Origin of the sequence: Vallitalea okinawensis (genome assembly GCF_002964605.1) — a bacterium.
Taxonomy (GTDB): Bacteria; Bacillota; Clostridia; order Lachnospirales; family PQDH01; genus Vallitalea_A; species Vallitalea_A okinawensis.
In genome coordinates, this window is sequence record NZ_PQDH01000001.1 from 927,675 (window position 1) to 947,572 (window position 19,898).

Sequence of the window (19,898 nt, forward strand, 5' to 3'; positions counted from 1 at the left end):
TTGTATAATGACTGATGAACATGGTATAATGACTGTTAATGACAGGTTTTTAGAGGGAGGTTCTTATTCGTGTTTAAATCTAATGAAACAACTATTATTGATATGCAATTTGATAAGATACTTTCCTCAGATTTGGATTTATACTTTAGTGGCAAGCAAGCTTGTCCTCCTAATCATTATAGAAGGGGCGTAAGAAACTACTATATTATTCACTACATTGTAAAAGGTAATGGTATCTATAAAGTCGATAATCAAACATATCAACTACATGAAAATCAAGGTTTTCTCATTACCCCCAATACGCTGACAGAATATAAGGCTAGTGAAGCTAACCCTTGGGAATACAATTGGGTTGCATTTAATGGAACTAAGGCTAAAGAGTTTTTAGATGACGTGGGATTGAATCAAGAAAATCCTGTCTTTACTTATGACAAAGATATGCAGTTGCATGATTGCATGAATGCTCTTTATGATAGCTTTAACAACTATAGATCCAACTCTTACCATAATAAAAGTCTTCTCTATCAATTTTTTTACCTTTTATCAGCTGGAAAGAAGCATAACCCAGAAGAAAAAAACTCAAAAGCTTATCAACAAGATTATATCGAGCAATCTATCCAATATATCCATCAGAACTTTTCTAGGAAGTTGACCATTGATGAGGTAGCTCAATATGTTGGTATAAGTAGAAAGTATTTATATCAGTTATTTAGTACTCACCTGAATATATCACCACAGAAATATTTAATAGTGTATCGCTTAAATCATGCTTGTAATTTACTTGAAAAAACGTCTTTAACTATAACAGAAGTTGCAGACTCAGTTGGCTATAGTGATGGTTATTTATTTTCTCGCATGTTTAAGAAGTACATGAATCTATCACCTTCTAATTGGAGGAAGCATTAAACAGAATTTAAAGAGCTTCACAATTGAGGTATTAGAAAAATAATGTTATTCTATTATTATCTAGTTAATTATATAAGTGGATCTAGTCAGTATTAACTATTTTCAATAATAGCGTAATTACATTTGAATAAGATAAGGGTGAAGTAATTGAATAATAATAGCATCAATATAATCAGTATAGTATTAATTTCATTTTTAGTATTCATTGTTGCAGGTTCTATTTTCAAAACCGATACACCAGTAACAGATTTTATGTTATCCGTAATTGCTGTAACTTATTTATATAATACTTTTTATAAAGATAAAAAATAAATTCTAGTGCTCATTTAATCAATTAAAGACCTCTCAGTGAGAGGTCTTATTGCTTAAGAATTCGCTAAATTCTTCTGTTATTTTGTAGTGTGCCAAATAGCCATCCATATACCCTATCTCAGGATAAAAGCTTAACTTGATTCTCAGTCCATTGGTTAGATTCAAGTAGAAATCTCTTTGTCCTTCTAGGTATGCATCGTAGCCATTTTGCCATTGTTCTTCTGTTACGTCTCCAAATGCATCCTCTTCATATTGATCAGAACCTACATCCTTCATATCTTTATATTCTGAATAGAAGTGTTCAATATATTCTTTATCCTTAAAAATATTGACGGTTTGAGGTACAGTTATCCCTATCTTATTCACTGCATAAGGAGAAAACTCTTCGATGCAAACAATATCTTCTGGGCTGGTCACATTGTAGACTTCTAGAATTCTCTTAGCATCATTAGGTTGATCATCGATAAAGTTACAAAAACCGAATACTTGATACAGGCCTTTTTTATCCACCACTACAATCGCGTTACTATTAAAAGCTTTATATTCATATACTTTGGAATGATCGTATGCTGAATCATGACCTATGGTTCCTGAAGGTATTTCATAGATTTCATCACCTAAATCCTCTTGAGTAATTTCCCTATAGATATCATGCACTTCTAAATACTCATCATCTAGGTATTCATAATAGGCATTATTGTATTCAAATAGGGTTATAGGTTCAACTTCTCCCTTAGAGGTATCTTTTCTCATTATTCTTGAACAACCACTGACAATCGTACTAATTAACAGTAACATTAAGATTATCTTTACTTTCATTTATATCACCACCCATCTTTAGACGCTACGATTCAATCATTTGTTCCATAAACTGTATAATCAATTTAATTACTACCATTCTAACATAAGTGAGTACAAAGCCGCTATACTCCATCATAGGAACATAGCGGCTTAATACTTCATGGATTATAATACCAGATCACTAATTTTTTTACCTTCTAATTCATGAATCGATCATAAGCAGTCTGATAAATCTCCATTAAACGATCATAGCCCATTTTATTAATTTCTTTAATATAATCATCCCATTCTTCTTCAATGCCACCATTCATCATCCACTCAGCTGCTTTTCGATCGACATATGTATAGATATCACCATACAATGTTGACAATTCTGTAGATTCTTCTGGTGCCCAAGTCATCATTGGGAATGTATTTTCAATTGGTTCAATTAAGTCTCCGTATAGATCATCATAACTTGCTTTTAGCTTATGGAAATCAGCATCTAAAATTTTATCTTGTAGTTCTTCTGAGAAATAAACTGGTGCTGGGTCAGCAACACCCTTGATCCATTTCCATTCATCTGGATTTTTGGTATCATCAGCTGGTGGTAAAATGCTGTAGGTTCCGTCATCATTTTTCTTAGTACCTTCTCCAAATGAACCAAAGAAAGCTTGTACAGTCATGTCTTCACCATACCACTCATTAATCCAACGCATCGTTGCTTCAGGATTTTTATTTGTTCTTGGTATGACAAATGGATTCTTAACAACTGTTGTTTGCATTAACTCGTTTGTAATCCCTCTATGACCATTAGGTCCTTCAAGTGGTAATAATACTTCATATTGATCAGCCCATTGTCCTACCATTTGTGGCGCTGTCCAACTTGTGATAACTCCAACTTTTGCTCCACCGTTAGAATCGACTTGTCCGATAGTCCAAAAGTCAGTTGCTGTAAAGAGTTCAGGATTAATCAACTCTTCCTCCAGAAGACGGCGCATATATTTCATTGCTTCTTTGTATTCCTCTGTTATAGGTGTAAATCTTACTTTACCATCACGAATATCCATCTTTTCGTTAACAAAGTTTGCTGTATTTGTTATACCAAATGCATTAAATAAGTCTTGATAGCTGAACATTCCACTGGGATCAGTTGTAAATGGTAATTCATCATTTGGATCACCATTACCGTTGGCATCCTCTTCTTTAAATGCTTTAAGAACACTATAAAATTCTTCAGTTGTTGTTGGCATATCCAACCCTAAGTTATCTAACCATGTTGTATTAATAATCCATGCATTATTAACTTGAGGTCTAAATGGACGGTATGATGGTAAGCTGTATATATGTCCATCTGGAGCAGTTGCAATCTTCTTTAGAATTGGTACTTCTTCAAACATTTTTTGTACATTGGGAGCGTATTGAAGATAGTCATCTAATGGATAAAAATACTCTTTGTTATTTAAAATATCCACATCTTTAAGACCTTCACCACCCAATATAACGTCTGGTAAATCTCCACTGGCTAGTACAAGGTTAACCTTTGTTCTAAAATCATCACCTCCAATGAATTCTACATCGATTCCGATATTGGTTAATTCTTTTAAATTCTGAATTGAAGGCATAGACTCAAGTGACTCCGTTTGTGTTGCCCCTGCAAACATAACGCTTAATGTCATTTCTTCATCAACAATAGGGTAACCTGTCTCATTAAAATTAGCTGTTACCTGTATATTTTTGTCATCATTTGTTTCTGTATTACTATTCGTATCTGTTTCTCCAGAACAACCTGTGAATACTAAGGTTGCACCAAGGCATAACGCAATAATCTTTTTGTAGATTTTCATATGAATCTCTCTCCCTCTCCCTTTAATTTGGTATTAATATAATTGAAGATAAACAAAGTATATAAGCTTATCTATTATATTTCTTTTGTTTGATGTAAACCTATCCTCCAGTAAGCATTAATCTATTCCAATTATTCTTTTATTGCTCCAATCATAACGCCTTGTACAAAGTACTTTTGCATGAATGGATAGATGATAATAACAGGAAGTGATGCCAAAACAATTATTGAGTATTTCATGAGTCCTGCTATACGTTTTGCCTGAATGGCACTTTCACCACCACTATTGGATAAGGTTTCGCCTTCCAATAAGATTGATCGTAAAACTAATTGCAAAGTATTCAGTTCTTCATCACGTATATAAATGAGTGCTTTAAAATATTCATTCCATTGTGCAACCGCATAATATAATGTGATTACAGCAATAATTGCTTTCGATAGTGGCAATACAATGCTGATGAAGAATCTAAAATTACCACATCCATCTATTTTAGCAGCTTCTAGTAAGCTACTTGGTATACTTCTCGTAAAAAAGGTTCGCGTAATGATTAGATTATATATATTTAGACAAAATGGTAAGATCATTACCCATGGTGTGTTATATAAACCAATATTTTTTATTAACAAATAAGTAGGTATAAGTCCTCCATTAAAGAACATAGTAAAAGTCATAAAAAACATAAATATTTTCCCTGCTTTAAAGTCCTTACGTGATAAGGCATATGCAGCTGGTAATGTAAAAAGTAGACTGCAAGAAGTACCTGCTATTGTATAAAAAATTGTATTTCGATACCCTATCCACAATCTGGAGTCTTGAAAAACCCTTATGTATCCTTCCCAGGATAGATCCACTGGAAATAGATAGACCTGCCCGGCTTCAACTGCTACTGGTGAACTTATTGATGCAATGATAACAAAATATAGTGGATATAAAGACAGTATTAATGCAACCGCTGCAATGACATATATAACTACTGTAACTACTGTATCTTTCCTAGACTTCATATTCATGATCCCTCTCCTCTCTTAATTCAAATGCTTTCCATTAGAATAGATTCATACCACCTTTTTTCTTGGCAATTTGATTGAGGGTTACCAACAATATAAAGTTGACTATTGTATTAAATAGACCAATAGCTGCTGAATAACTATATTGAGCTTCTATCAATCCCACCTTATAAGTGTAAGTATTAATAATCTCTGATACGCCTACTGTTAAATCATTTTGCATGAGTAATACTTTCTCAAAGCCTACATTCATCAGATTACCGCTTGCTAAAATCAACAAAATAATCATGGTTGGTATAATGCTTGGTATATCAATATAGATAATTTTATGCCATTTGTTTGCTCCATCAATAGATGCTGCCTCATACAGGCTAGGATCAACGGATGACAAGGCTGCTAAATATATGATACTGTCCCAACCAGTTCTTTGCCAAATTCCAGAAAAAACATACAGGCTTTTAAACCATCCTGGTTCAGCCATAAAATTTACTGGATCGCCACCGAAAAACACAATAATATTATTAATAATTCCATTAGCTGGTGATGTAAATAATTGCATCATTGCTACAACTACAACAACAGAAATAAAATATGGCATATATGTTACTGTTTGAACTGTTTTTTTAAATTTAACAACTCGTATTTGATTCAATACTAAAGCTAATATAATTGGAAATGGGAAGCTGGCTATCAAAGAATAAACACTTAGTGAAAGTGTATTCCACAAAATCTCTGTAAACCTATAAGATTCAAAGAATTTTATAAAGTACTTAAGCCCTACCCATTCACTTCCCATAATTCCCTTTACTGGACTAAAATCTTTAAATGCTATTTGTAGTCCATACATTGGAAAATAGTGAAATACGAGTAACAGGATCACTGAAGGCAGTACTAAACAATAAAGTTCCCACTGGTTTTTGATATGTTGTGTAAGTTTAGTCAACATCATAACCTCCTTTGCAACTATCATACATCGCCGTTTATGTGATAACAACATCCATATTATTAATGACCTACAAATTATGAAAGTACACATGAAAAGAGATTAAAAACCCCAAATCATAGGGCTTCTAATCTCTTTCATATTTTGATTTATTCATAATTTGTCTTTAGTCAGTTATAAGTTTTTCTCTATGTTGAGTCGGTGTCATACCAATATATTGCTTAAAATTTCTAGTGAAGGTTGCTGTTGACGCAAAGCCAACTGCAACAGAAATCTCTTTAATGGACATAGAATCATTCCGTAATAATTCTTTTGAGTGATCAACCCTTAACTGATTGAGATATTCTTTAAAACCAAAATTTGTATGACTCTTGAAATAATGACTTAAATTCGATTGTGTCATATTAAACACTTCTGTTAACACAGATAGAGATAGAGTATCATCGTTATAGTGATTGTTGACATAAAATAGAATATCCTCGATTTTCCGGTATTCATTCTCTGTCGTAACATCTTCAGTTATTTTATGTTTATTGATAGTAGCATAGGCATCATCCAGTATTTTAATCATATCGCTTACTGCAGTATTCTTATCATAGAACTTTCTTGTATTTTCTATTTCTTTCTTGCTAAACTCACCAATGATACGATATAAATTGTATAAGATCATACGGGTCATCATTATACTGTTTTGCTTATAGGATGCAATGTTAATCAGATTCCTATACTCATTATTGGCTTCAGTCAATTCATTTCTTAATAACATTGTTCGGAAATAGAACATACTCTCCAATGGATAGGACTTTTTCGTATTCATCCGAGGTACTTTTTCATAAGACATAACGCCTTCTTCATCATTAAATATCTGATACTCTACTACCGATAAAGCCTCAATGTACGCATCATTCATATGTATTAAATCTGAATAAGTTTTGCTTTTACCAATATATATTTCGTACTTATTATCTAGTTTTACAATATCATATATTGTCTGCAATAAGGAGTCTAATGCGTTCTTATTCTTACTACCAGATAAAAATAAAACGGTATTTTCATTAAATCCATAAGTAAAATCTCCTGTGACCTGAGAATTCAAAGGAAATGCAATTTTATCCACACCTGGTATGTTATCAATTTGTTCTCGATCTCGTCGAGCAAATCTAAACATGGTAACATTAAAATATGGTCCATTAAGTTCAAGGTCGAAAGTTTTTGCTTTTAGATTAAATGCACTAACTGATTTTATTTTTCCATTAATAACATCCCTAATTAAATTATGCTTATATACATATTTATAGTCGTCCATCAGTTTATTGATATGGCTTTGTACCATTTGGAACTCATTTTCATTATATTCCCTATAATTATCACCAACTAGTGAGTATAGTAATTGTTTGACAGGTTTATAGTTATGACTAGCTAGGATATAAATTAAAAAAGCTTCTGCTAAAATAATTAAAACAATGAATAGTACTGTCATCTGATTTTCACCATTAATATGATTCACAATCTTACCGTATGGTGCTAAATAAATATAATGTAAGCTATTAACTTGTGACTGTTCTTTAAGTACTAAATATTCAATTCCCTCATAGGTCAAAGTCTCAGTCTGATTCTCTTCACTATGATAATAAATGTTTTCAATATTTACTATGTCGGCGTGTCTATTCTCAAACAATAAATTATTATCCTTATCTAAAATAAATAACATACCATCTAAGTTGTCAGTTGATGCAATATTAGCAATTGTTTTTGCTGTAACTGCTATTATAACCTTGCTGTCTTTAAGGCCAGGTAAAACAAAAAGAATCTGCTCTTCACCAGTAGGTTTCACATAAACCTTTTTAATATCACCAGTGTTTAAATCATTAATATCAATATATTTTTCCTCAAAATCTTCTCTACTGTGAACCCCCTCATCACTAACCAAGTAATTCTGTCCTTCATACCAAAGCAATAATTTTTCAACGGTTAGATTTGCAGAAACGTATTTTTTTATTTCTTCGACTCCCAAATAGCGACTATAGGGTTCCCTATTAAGGGCATAGTTCGTTAATTTAGGCTCTTGACTGATCACTACAGGCAGTTTGTTAAATTCTTCCATTTCTAAATCAAAGGATTGTCTGATATCCGATAACTTACTGTTTTCTCGACTCAAAGCCTCACTTTTTACTAAGTCATTTACTCGAGGATAAAGATAAAAGATAATAACACAAATGGGTATGATGCTGACCAAAACCAGCGAAAGAATAATTTGAATAAACGATGATTTCCCACTACTAAACCTCATTTCAGCACAGTCCTTTATTAGTCAAATTTAGTTTACCTACAAATTCAGTACTACAACGACATCATATTATTAGGATACTACAATACTCAACTAAAGTACACCCTGTCCTGCTTGATTGCTGCTAACTGGTGAAAATATTATTCGATTAAATAGATTTGAATCCGTTGCTAAGAAAATTAAAACAGGATTTTGAGCCCTTTATAAGAGAGGCCACTCTACTCCATCATCGGAATATAGCGGCCTACTATTATTATGCTTCTAATTGACTATTAAGTTTCTCTACTAAATCAATAAGTTCAATTGGATTCTCAATGAAGTAGTCTGGAATCTCGGAATCATCTTTTGGTTCTTGTCGGTATCTCTTGGACCAATCGATATGTATGCTGGTCATATTCATATCATTGGCTCCTTTTATGTCTCTCTCAATGTTATTACCAACCATTACTACCCGATGTACATCATCTTCTGTTAAGTCTGCGGCTTCAAGTGCAGCTTTGAACATTTTGGCATCAGGTTTATACACACCTATATCTTCTGAATAAATATGTCCATCATAATAGTCGTACATGTCATGCTGATGTTTATGAACATTGATGAATGACTGTCTCAATCCATCGGCTACCATAATGATTTTATAACCTCGTGTTTTTAATGTTTTGATGGTTTCTACTGCACCAGGAATAAACTCTGCTTCTTTAACAAGTTCTCCCTCAACATAAACTTCACTCGTTTCATCAATTAGAGTATCGCCACTATCTATAAAAATTACTAGTTGTTTCTCGTTCATTTATTATCTCCTCACATCTTGTTGTCCTTATAATTGCAGTATGCTTGATTACTTGCTAATAATACCATTCAGTTCTATGTCATTTACTCGATGACATCCTACAAAATGACCAGGTTCTTTCTCTATAAATTGAACCTCTTCAGTTTTACACTTATCTATACAATATTGACATCGTGTATGGAAGAAGCAACCTGATGGTGGATTTGCTGGATTAGGTATTTCACCATCTAATGGAATACGTTCAGTTTCATTTGTTGGATCAGCAATAGGCACTGCTGAGAGTAACGCTTCTGTGTAAGGATGAAGAGGATTAGAAAAGATCTCTTCTGTATTGCCGTACTCAACCATTTTACCTAGATACATAACACCTATCTTATCAGAAATATATTCCACTACCGATAGGTCATGACTGATAAAGAGATAGGTTAAGTTCAGTTCTGCTTGAAGCTCTTTTAAAAGGTTGATAACCTGAGCCTGCACGGATACATCTAGAGCGGATACAGACTCATCGCAAATAATAAGTTGTGGGTATAGAACAAGAGCACGTGCTATACCTATTCTTTGGCGTTGTCCACCTGAAAAAGCATGCGGATAACGCTTCAGATAACTTGGATTTAATCCTACTTTTTCTGCCATGAACTTAACTCTTTCTTCAATCTCTTCTCTTGACATGTCTTTAAAATTAACCTTCAGGGGCTCCGAAATAATATCAAAAACCGTCATACGTGGATTTAATGAAGAGTAGGGATCTTGAAAGATGAACTGGATTTCTTTACGCAATCCTCTTAATGCTTTTTTATCCAACTTAGCAAGGTTATATTCCTCACCATCTGATCCTTTATAGTAAATATCGCCGCTAGTAGGTTTGTGAGCATTAACAATACAACGACCTAGCGTTGATTTCCCACAACCTGACTCACCAACAATACCTATTGTTTCTCCTTTATTAACATCAAAGCTTATGTTATTAACTGCCTTAACATGTACATTTTTAGAGGAGAATATTTTACTTAATTCTTCGACCTTTAAAATTGTTTCAGACATATAACTCCTCCTTTTCTATTGATTACTTGCATTCTTCATATCATTAGCTCTAATCTGTTCTACATTGTAACACGCTACATAATGGTCCTTCTCAACCTCAACAAGGGTTGGTTCTACTCCTCCACACTTTTGCTTATCTTTATAAGTACATCGGTCATAGAATGAACACTTATCTTCAAGGTTCATTGCAAGTGGAACCGTACCTTCGATTGAAAATAGTTTCTCTTTAGCTGCTCCAATTGTATGCACTGATCCGATTAATCCTTTTGTATAGGGATGAATTGGATTTTTAAAAATATCATATACTGATGCATACTCTACAATTTTACCTAAGTACATAACTGCCACTTTATCACAAAGTTTAGCAACTGTACCTAAGTCATGGGTAATGTAGAGAATGGACATGCCGTAGTCCTTCTGTAATTCTTTCATCAATTCCAGTATTTGTGCCTGTATGGTTACATCCAAAGCAGTTGTTGGTTCATCGGCAATCAAGAGTCTAGGCTTGCAAATCAATGACATGGCAATAAGGGCTCTCTGTAACATACCACCTGAAAATTCATGAGGATATTGCTCAAAACGCTTCTCAGGATTAGCAATACCAACACGTTCCATCATCTTAATAGAGATGTCTCTAGCTTCTTCTTTATCTTTTGTAATGTGAAGACGTACTGCCTCTGATATCTGATTACCCACTGTATACAGTGGCGAAAAAGATGTCATCGGTTCTTGAAAAATCATGGAAATCTTACTTCCTCTAAGCTTTCTTAACTCTTTACTTTTATTTTTATATTGAAGTAGATTGGTGGTCTCACCATCCATATTGAAATTAATCTCGCCTGTGGTTTTGCATATTTTACCGTTGATACCTAGGATAGCTTTGGAGGTAAGGGATTTACCACATCCAGACTCACCTACTAATCCTAAGGTTTCCTTTTCACCTATGTTAAAACTTACACCTCGAACAGGTGTTAGTATACCTTCGTCTAACTTAATACTGACTTTAAGGTCCTTAACCTCAACAACATTTTGGTTATTAACCTTAGACTTATTATCCTTGTTTGAGTTCATCTCTTACACCTCACTACTTATATGGGTCAGCTGCATCACGTAATCCATCGCCTAAGAAGTTAAACGCTAATACTGTAACAATAACAAATATAACTGGGATCAACTTCCACGGATGATTCGCAATATTAGGGATACTTTGACATTCTTGTAGTAACACACCCCAACTAGTAGCTGGAGCACGCATACCTAAACCAAGGAAACTCATTGAAGTCTCTCCGAGAATCATGGCAGGAATACCAAGCGTCAAACTTACTATTAAGTAACTCATAAATCCTGGAATAAGGTGTTTTACAATAATCATAAAGTCACTTACACCAATTAGCCTTGCAGCCGTAATATAATCTTCATTTTTTAAAGATAAGAATTTACTTCTTACAACCCTCGCTAGTTTTGGCCAGCTTAATAGGGACATGATAATGGTTATATAAAGGTATACCTGCGGAATAGAAATTCCTGCTGGTATAGCTGCTGAGAGTGCCATCCATAATGGTAATGTCGGGAAGGATGTTAATACCTCAATGATTCTTTGAATAATCGTATCAACTATACCACCATAGTAACCAGATATTCCACCAATAACTAATGCTAGAACAAAGGAAATGATTGTACCAACTAGTGGAACTGTTAAGGATACTTGACTACCAATGAGTATTCTTGAGAACAAGTCTCGTCCTAATTGATCCGCTCCAAATAGCATAAGGCTGACAGGATCTTCTCCCTCTTCAAGATTGGAATTATCCACACCAAATAGGTGGGTGTTACTTTCAAACAAACCTAAAATTTTATATGAAGAACCTTCTACAAAAAACTCGATTTTATGAGGCTTCGTTTCATCTTCTTTAAATATTTTCATCTCATATTCATCATATTCATATTTAAATGCATACACAAAAGGTCCTATCCATTCTCCTTCATGAACAAAATGAACCTTCGTAGGAGGTGCATCTGAATATGTAGCTGAGTAATCTTCTAATCCTTGAGGAGCTAGAAACTCTGCAAAGATAGCACCAAAATACAAGATACCTAAAAGTATGAAGCTAATAACCGCTAACTTATGTTTGATCAGTTTACGGAACATTAATTGCCATTGTGATGCCATATAGTATTTTTCTTGTTTACGGATTTTCTTTTCTTCTTTACGTTGTGCACGTCTTTCCTTATCCAATAGATTGTGAAGGAAAGACTTATTAGATTCAACTGTTTTCATTATTTACTTTCCTCCATATGCTTAATTCTTGGGTCTAAAACTGCTAATAAAATGTCAGATATTAATGTACCAAATACAACCAAGGAAGCTGAAATTAAAAGTATGCCTCCTGATAGGTATACATCTTGTGACTGTAAGGCTTTCAGTAGTATTGGTCCTTGAGTAGGAAGCATCAATACAATTGCTGTAATTGTAGAACCTGTAAATACGCCTGATATCATGGGACCTAATCCACTAACGATAGGATTCAGCACGGATCTCATGGAGTATTTATAAGTAATTCTTTGCTCACTTACCCCTTTTGCTCTAGTACATAAAACGTATGGTTTCTCTAATTCATCTAGCATTTGCGCTCTTACTGTACGTATCAAACTACAAGTACCACCAGTACCTATTACGATAATCGGAATAACTAGTCTCGATAAGAAATCTACAAAGCTTGCCCATGAGGTAATACCGCCTTCTGGGAACAGACCCATTATTGGTGTGCCAAACCACTTATATGATATAAACATTAATACGATTGCAAATAAAAAGTTGGGTATGGCCATTCCTATAAAACCAATAAATGTGAATATATAATCCCCGATGGAGTACTGATGCTTTGCTGCATAGATTGCAATGGGTATGGACGTTAAATAAGTAAATAGCATGGTTAAAAAGGAGAGCATTAACGTATTCCCTAATACCTCACCAATCTTAGCTAATACACTTTGATCGTAATAAAAAGATACACCCCAATCACCTTTGAGTATTCCAAATAACCAGTCAAAATACTGCACTAATACTGGTCTATTCACACCATACATTTCTTTCATTAACATAACTTCCTCTTCAGTAACCGTTTCACCTTCAGCAATCATACTGGTTACGATGGTATCTACGAAATCACCTGGTGGAAGCTGTATAACGATAAATACAACAAATGTAATAATCAACAGTGTGACTAAGGCCATGGAAATTCTTTTTAATATAAATTCTTTCATTTCATCACCTTTAGCATTATAATAGTCATTTCATTTCTTAAAAGAATAGATTAATTAGCTGATCTCTCAACTAATTAATCTATTGTAATTACTACTCAGCCCAATAGAGCTGTTCAGGTCTCATCATACTTGCCCATCTGTATTCATCGCATTTTGCAATGTTATCTGGGAAGTTCATTAAGTTATTGTTAACTAACCATCTACCTGGTTCTGGTGATAAGTATCCAATAGACCAGATATTTTCCTTGTGTAAGTCATAAATCTTTTGTACATTTTCTTTTACGATTACATCACGGTCTGGACCAGTTGCACTTCTGATAGTATCATAAGCTTCAACAAGTGCTAACATATCACCTGTTGGTGCGATACCGCCATTAGCATCTGATTTGTTATCTTCATACCATTTACCATAAGCACCGTACCATGCTGAATAATTACGCATTGGTAACATGTTATCTGGTCTTAATACAGGTGTAACCCCACCTGGTGTTCCTATTACAACATCATGTTCATTAGCTAAGATCATCTTAGCATGCTCTGCTACTACTTTGTCTGATACTTTGATACCGACATTCTTATATGCTGTTTGTAATAAAGCTAAGAACTCACCATATTTATCAAGATCTTCTTCTCTTAAATGGAAGACCATTTCAATGTCATTATTTGTACCTTTATACTTACGATAAGTACCTTCTGCCTTATCCCATGGTTCAGTAATTTCATCTAATAATGCATTGGCTCCATCGACATCATAAGCTGTCCACTTCTCACTCCACTCTTCATCATGACCAAGGATACCTTCTACAGGAGATGACTGCCATGGCTTTAACTGATTCTTTGTAAGTGTAGCGCTTAATAATTCACGATCTACTGCGATAGATAATGCTTCTCTAAATTTTATATCTTGATATAGCGCTCTTTTATCTAAATCTTTATGAGTTTGGTTGAGTTCGATTCCATAAGAAGCCCAATCTGAAATACTCCAAGTTGTAAAACGGTGTGTATCTTTCGTTGAACTTGCAATAACAGAGAACTCACTTTGTACTAGCTCATGAACATCAAACTCACCTGCAACTGCTTTAAGAGTTCTTTGATCAAGCTCATTAATGATTTGAACTTTGATACTATCTAGGTAAGGTAATTGTCTTCCGGCACTATCCGTCTTAAAGAAGTATGGGTTACGAACAAGTTCATAAGTTTCTCCAACTTTGTCCCAGTTGTTTTTATCGACAGCTACAAAACTTCTTAATGAAGGAATTTGATAATAATCCCAGCTATAATAACCAACGCCTTTACCCATCTTAGAATAAGAATCCCATTGTCTATCAAGGAATTTATTCGCATTATCGATAGCTTGCTCTTCTGTAATAAGTGGGAAAGTAGGATCATCTGTAACACCGTCTTTACGAGCTACAAAATCTTTATAAATATGTTTTGGGGCAAACATCCACTTATTATCGATAGCAACACTTTCAGGGAAAAGTGGTTTAGGCGCTGCAAATGTTACTGTAATCTTATAATCATCAATCTTTTCAAATTCTGCCCAATAAGTTTGGCCATCTTTTTCTACATAGTAAGCTCTGTAAGGCTTAGTTGTAAATGAATTGTAGTATCCTGGATCATCTACTGGTACAGGCGTTCTATCTTCATTTAAAGCAGGAGTTGACATATGGTCATAATAGAAAATAACGTCATCAGCTGTAAATGGCTCACCATCTGACCATTTCATACCTTCACGAAGTTCAATAGTCCATACTGTACTGTCATCGTTTGCATAGAAATCTTTACATACGTTTGCTTCTACTTCACCAGAACCATCTTGTTTGAATCTAAACATACTTTGCTCTGTGTAAGGTCCCCATTTCCAGCGTGCATGGTCATCTTGAGTAATGGTAATACTTCCACCATAATTACCTAGTTCCATAACATCTGGCTCTATCATAATATCACTTGTAACAGGTAAACGCTCTTCAACAACAGGAAGTTCACCAGCTTTTACTTTCTCGGCTAACATAGGTGCTTCCATTTCCATTGTGGCTGGATCAGCAGCTTCCTTACCACCATCTTTGGCTTGGTCTGCCACTCCACTCTTTGAATCATTACTTTCACTACCAGCTGTTTCTTCTGAGCCACCACAACCTACAACGCTCATAGCAAGAACACACACTAGAATAAACGAAATAAATCTCTTAAACATCTTATAACCTCCCCTTACAATTTTGATAACCTCATGTATAAATACAAAATACATAATAAGTAATAATAGTTTTGTATCCTAATGACTCTTTTATCAGAATCCACCCATATCTCCAACATCCACCAAATGGTTGGTGAATTATTCAGCATTTTTATGGTAATAGTGATGTAATTCTATAGAGTCTTACCACATTTCGCTACATAAACACTATTATCAACTCGTTTATATTATCTATTTTATCTAATTACTAGTAAGGAGTAAATGTCTTCACGTCCTACAAACATATCCTAATGTCGTTTATAATTTAGGTTATATTATTCAGCGCTTTCCCCCAAGTTACCATATTATACTTAATAAATGTCGGATTTTCCCTGTACTCTTTCGGGGACATACCAAAGGTTTTTTTGAACATTTTTGAGAAGTTATGAGGATTTTCGTAACCAACTGTTTTTGCAATATCTGAGACAGATTTATTGGTATCTGATAGGAACGAACAAGCCCTTGTCATTCTGAAAATAATAATGTATTGTTGAGGACCAATGTCTATTTTCTCTTTGAAAATATGGTGTAGATATTTACGATCAATACCAACAAAATTGGCCACATCGGAGACTGTGATCTTATCTCCGTAATGGGTATTAATATACTGCATAGCTTTCTTGATATAATTTTCAATTAAGTTTTCTGTACGAAAGCTGAGAGCATGTACATCATCGATATCTAGAAGTCTTGAAAAAATCATATACATGGATGCTTGTACTTTACAGTATCTATTATGCTGGAGTCTGGAATCTGCTAAAATATCTACGAAATTTTTACGAATTCCCTCTTCATCATCATCTCTAAAAACAGGATTTTTGGGTGTTAAACCTGCTCTATCCAGATATGCATCGGCACCTAGTCCATAAAAACCAACCCAGGCAATCTCACTCATTTCACTTGTGGAGTGAAAAGTAACCGTCTCCTTTGGTTGAACTAAAAACCCTTCGTTGCTTTCTAAATCATACTCTGAATTACCAATACAAGCCTTACCACTACCACTAAAAATATAGAAGAGAGTATAATTGTCATCATATCTTGGCTCCCAAATTTCTTCTTTGCATATTTTTGAGCCACAATAATAAAGTGTTAAATTTAAATTTAGTGTATGTTGACTACAAATACTCATTTTATAATCAGCAATCATGTTATTTACCCCCGATTATCTTTAATCTTTAAATTTAAATATACCTTTAATAATTATAAAAATCAATGTCAAAGAATGTTTATGACATGCTAGTATGACAAGAAGACAAGAAAAGGTTACTTACAGATCTATATTTATCTATAAGTAACCTTATTTATTTTATCGTACTTTTTTAACTGTAACCGACTTTCCTTTGACCTTACTCTTACTGAGTTCTCTTGCCACCAACTGACCCTTATCATTAAATATTTCTACATAGGAACAAGTGTCTTGGATGTCTATAATACCTATATCTTCAGATTTAATACCAGGTAGATTACTTATAGCTCCTAATAGATCACCTGGGCGTATCTTTTTCTTCTTCCCTGCATTAATTCTTATTCTCGTAATATCTTTATACTGGGAATCCTTTTGTGCTTTTCTTCTTGGCTGCATCCTTTGTTGATTGTTCCCCTTCCCCTTACTAGTATTGTCATTAGTAAGGAGATCATCAGAGCCCTTTGGCACTTGATAACCAATATAATCTTGTATCTCTTGCCATCGTTTCTTATCATGAGGGGATACAAAGGAGATAGCCATACCTTTCTCTCCTACACGTCCTGTTCGTCCAATGCGGTGGACATAGCTTTCATCCTCTACAGGTATGTTATAGTTAATAACCAAATTCAGATTATCAATGTGTATACCTCTTCCTGCAAGATCAGTGGCTATCATAAATGGGTACTTACCATTTTTAAAATCAGATATAGCTCTAAGGCGATATTTCTGAGCCATCTTACCATGTAAAGCAGTACATGGGTACTTAGCTTGTGACAATCTTTTAGTCAATTGTTCAACTTTTGTTCTAGTATTACAAAAAATCATACAGCTTTCTGGCTTCAGCTCTTGAAGTACTCCAGTCAATAATTTGAACTTCCAGTCATCAGCTACTTCGTAGTATGTTTGTTTGATCTGATCGATAGGCGCTTCATCAGAAGCAATCTCAATCCTTTCAGGTTCCTGCATATAGGCTGTGCAAATTTCTTCAATCTTCGTAGGCATGGTTGCAGAGAATAGTAAAGTTGTTCGATCATCAGGTATTTTCTTGATGATACCTTCCACTTCCTCAATGAAGCCTCTCTTCAGTAACTCATCCGCCTCATCGATGACAAGATACTTGATAGCATCTAGCTTTAGATGCTTCTTCTTAATAAGATCACTGACTCGCCCTGGTGTACCAACAGCTACATGTACTCTTTGCTTGAGTTGTCTGAGCTGAATGTGAATAGGTTGTTTACCGTAAATCGGTAAACATCTTATTTTCTTATACTTACCAATGTTAGCTATCTCTTCACATACTTGTACAGCTAGTTCTCTTGTTGGTGTTAAGACCAGAACTTGTGGTAAATTTTCCTCTACTGTTAAGTGATCGACTATAGGTATACCAAAAGCTGCTGTCTTTCCACTTCCTGTCTTGGATTGAACAATTAAATCTTTACTATCCAAAACATGCTCAATTACTTCTTCTTGAACTGGCATAGGGTGATGGTAACCCATGATATCTAACCCTTTACACACATCTATATCAATGCCGTACTTGGTTCCAAATTCATTTGTTGTATTCTTTTCCATGTATTTACCTACCTTTTATCTAGGATATGTATCTAAGTACTTTATCCATTCTAGGACACATTATACCATAGTTATAACTAAAAGGTATACGAAAAGAAGACATCTATATTATCCTAGATGTCTTCTTTCATATCTCTTATTTTTGTCCCCATGCTTTTTTGTAGACAGAGGGACTTATTCCAACATATTTCTTGAATACCTTATTAAAATAATAAGGATCCTGGATACCTATAGCACGTCCTACCTGCTGAATCGAAATATCCTCCTGTTGTAGTATTTCTTTGGCTTTATCAATTTTTAATTGATTGGAATAATCAATGAGGCTGACGCCTTTAATCTGCTTAAACAATCGGCTAAGATAACTTGGATTAAGATGGACATATTCTGCTAACTTTTTTAAGGTAATTTTCTTATTCATATTGCCCAAGATATATTGCTCCACTTGCTCTATAACGCTGTCTTGATTATCAATTTTTTTATAGGATTGTTGTTCTAGTTTGTTAAGTAATTCCTTTATTTTATTGCTATACTCATCCATGAATTCTACGTGATGAAGCTCTTCCTCCAATTTTTCATAGCGCCATAAAGAGGGATCTTTTTGCACATTAACGATGTGATCTAAGAGTACTAGGCACACGTTCTTGATAATAACCGGGTATATGTTCTCCTTCTTACCCCTTTCCATCATCGACACAAAAATTTGATAAACCTGTGCCCACTCCTTATTATAAACGCGACCTCTGATGCTTCTAAGAAGCTTTTCATAATCCACGTCCAGTTCAAAATCAATGGATGAATCATTTAAATAGAGTATATTACTTGGACCGTGATAGAATTTACAGGATATATATTTTTGACTTTCTTTAAGAATTCTATGCAGCTCCATACCCTTACCTTTTGCTATCACAATACTCACAGACAGATTGATATACATGTTGAGCATATAAGCAATTCTTTTTGCCAAGGATAAAGGATCATCAATGGCATCTGATGGGGTGATCAGTACAAATTCTTTTGGGCTTAAATCAACAATCTCCCCAACAGTTCTACGATGTATTATCTCAGATATAATGTTTTTAATGCTAAAACTTAATAACTGAATGTCTTTTATCTTTTGACTATGGATAGCTCCTGCTAAGGCATCAATCTGTATATAAAACATGAGATTTGACTCCATCTGCACATGAATGCTTAAATCCTGAAGGAATTGGTGGAACTGTATAGGACATTGTGGTTCCTCATGCAAAATTGATCGCACCATCTTCTCACGATAAAGCTTCTCACCTCTTCTTGCCTGAATCTTATTATCAATACTTTTGGCTTTTTTCTCTTTATCTTCATCAAGCAATTGAATAACCTTTGTGATAGCTTCTTTAAGGTCATGTACCTTCATGGTTACTTTGAGTATATAATCTATTACACCTAACTGCATAGCCTTTTTCACTAATTTAAAATCATCATAATTACTGAGTACAAGTATTTTTCCTGTAAACTGTTGCTTTTTTAATTCCTGTATCAGTTGTATACCATCCATGTTGGGCATCTTAAGATCTGTGATGATAATATGAGCTCCATACTCTTCAATCATTTTAAGAGCTTCTAGTCCATCTTTGGCTTCCCCAATTAGTTCAACACCCATCTCTTCCCACTCAATCATATTATGGAGTGCCAAACGCACGACCCTTTCATCATCAACAATTAGTATTTTGTACATATGACCACCT

Annotated in this window: 15 protein-coding genes; 1 reads left to right on the forward strand and 14 read right to left on the reverse strand. The window is 34.3% G+C overall.

Annotation, left to right across the window (positions count from 1 at the left end; all coding sequences use genetic code 11):
- Window positions 1-69 precede the first annotated feature (69 nt).
- Window positions 70-906, forward strand: coding sequence for an AraC family transcriptional regulator (locus C1Y58_RS04330; protein WP_105614748.1), 837 nt, complete (start codon window positions 70-72; stop codon window positions 904-906).
- Between the two features lie 345 nt (window positions 907-1,251).
- Here the strand turns inward: C1Y58_RS04330 and C1Y58_RS04335 are convergent, their stop codons facing one another.
- The 14 genes from C1Y58_RS04335 to C1Y58_RS04400 all read right to left on the reverse strand — a co-directional run bounded on the left by C1Y58_RS04335 (window position 1,252) and on the right by C1Y58_RS04400 (window position 19,888).
- A complete protein-coding gene (locus C1Y58_RS04335; RefSeq protein WP_105614749.1) occupies window positions 1,252-2,037 on the reverse strand; it encodes a hypothetical protein in 786 nt (261 codons plus the stop codon).
- Between the two features lie 179 nt (window positions 2,038-2,216).
- Window positions 2,217-3,845, reverse strand: a complete 1,629-nt coding sequence (locus tag C1Y58_RS04340) for an extracellular solute-binding protein (RefSeq protein WP_105614750.1) — start codon at window positions 3,843-3,845, stop codon at window positions 2,217-2,219.
- Between the two features lie 131 nt (window positions 3,846-3,976).
- Complete coding sequence (locus tag C1Y58_RS04345; RefSeq protein WP_105614751.1) at window positions 3,977-4,855, reverse strand: carbohydrate ABC transporter permease; 879 nt, start codon at window positions 4,853-4,855, stop codon at window positions 3,977-3,979.
- A 34-nt stretch (window positions 4,856-4,889) separates the two neighbouring features.
- Window positions 4,890-5,798: an ABC transporter permease gene (locus tag C1Y58_RS04350; protein WP_242985323.1), complete on the reverse strand. Its 909-nt coding sequence runs from the start codon at window positions 5,796-5,798 to the stop codon at window positions 4,890-4,892.
- 163 nt (window positions 5,799-5,961) lie between these two features.
- Window positions 5,962-8,085, reverse strand: a complete 2,124-nt coding sequence (locus tag C1Y58_RS04355) for a helix-turn-helix domain-containing protein (protein ID WP_105614753.1) — start codon at window positions 8,083-8,085, stop codon at window positions 5,962-5,964.
- A gap of 250 nt (window positions 8,086-8,335) precedes the next feature.
- A complete protein-coding gene (locus C1Y58_RS04360; RefSeq protein WP_105614754.1) occupies window positions 8,336-8,872 on the reverse strand; it encodes an HAD family hydrolase in 537 nt (178 codons plus the stop codon).
- A 48-nt stretch (window positions 8,873-8,920) separates the two neighbouring features.
- Entirely contained in the window at window positions 8,921-9,916 is a 996-nt protein-coding gene (locus tag C1Y58_RS04365) for an ABC transporter ATP-binding protein (RefSeq protein WP_105614755.1), read from the reverse strand.
- 15 nt (window positions 9,917-9,931) lie between these two features.
- Window positions 9,932-10,987 carry an ABC transporter ATP-binding protein gene (locus tag C1Y58_RS04370; protein ID WP_105614756.1) on the reverse strand — a complete coding sequence of 352 codons (1,056 nt, stop codon included), beginning with the start codon at window positions 10,985-10,987 and terminating at the stop codon, window positions 9,932-9,934.
- Window positions 10,988-11,000: 13 nt separating this feature from the next.
- Window positions 11,001-12,194, reverse strand: coding sequence for an ABC transporter permease (locus C1Y58_RS04375; RefSeq protein ID WP_105614757.1), 1,194 nt, complete (start codon window positions 12,192-12,194; stop codon window positions 11,001-11,003).
- On the reverse strand, window positions 12,194-13,180 hold the full coding sequence (locus tag C1Y58_RS04380) for an ABC transporter permease (RefSeq protein WP_105614758.1): 987 nt from the start codon (window positions 13,178-13,180) through the stop codon (window positions 12,194-12,196). The genes C1Y58_RS04375 and C1Y58_RS04380 overlap by 1 nt, the downstream gene beginning before the upstream one ends.
- Before the next feature lie 91 nt (window positions 13,181-13,271).
- Window positions 13,272-15,377 carry an ABC transporter substrate-binding protein gene (locus C1Y58_RS04385; RefSeq protein ID WP_157949945.1) on the reverse strand — a complete coding sequence of 702 codons (2,106 nt, stop codon included), beginning with the start codon at window positions 15,375-15,377 and terminating at the stop codon, window positions 13,272-13,274.
- Between the two features lie 304 nt (window positions 15,378-15,681).
- Window positions 15,682-16,563, reverse strand: a complete 882-nt coding sequence (locus tag C1Y58_RS04390) for an AraC family transcriptional regulator (RefSeq protein ID WP_105614760.1) — start codon at window positions 16,561-16,563, stop codon at window positions 15,682-15,684.
- A gap of 159 nt (window positions 16,564-16,722) precedes the next feature.
- The gene (locus C1Y58_RS04395) at window positions 16,723-18,174 is read right to left on the reverse strand and encodes a DEAD/DEAH box helicase (protein ID WP_105614761.1); all 1,452 of its coding nucleotides are present in this window, start codon (window positions 18,172-18,174) and stop codon (window positions 16,723-16,725) included.
- A 136-nt stretch (window positions 18,175-18,310) separates the two neighbouring features.
- A complete protein-coding gene (locus C1Y58_RS04400) occupies window positions 18,311-19,888 on the reverse strand; it encodes a response regulator (RefSeq protein WP_170311516.1) in 1,578 nt (525 codons plus the stop codon).
- Window positions 19,889-19,898 lie beyond the last annotated feature (10 nt).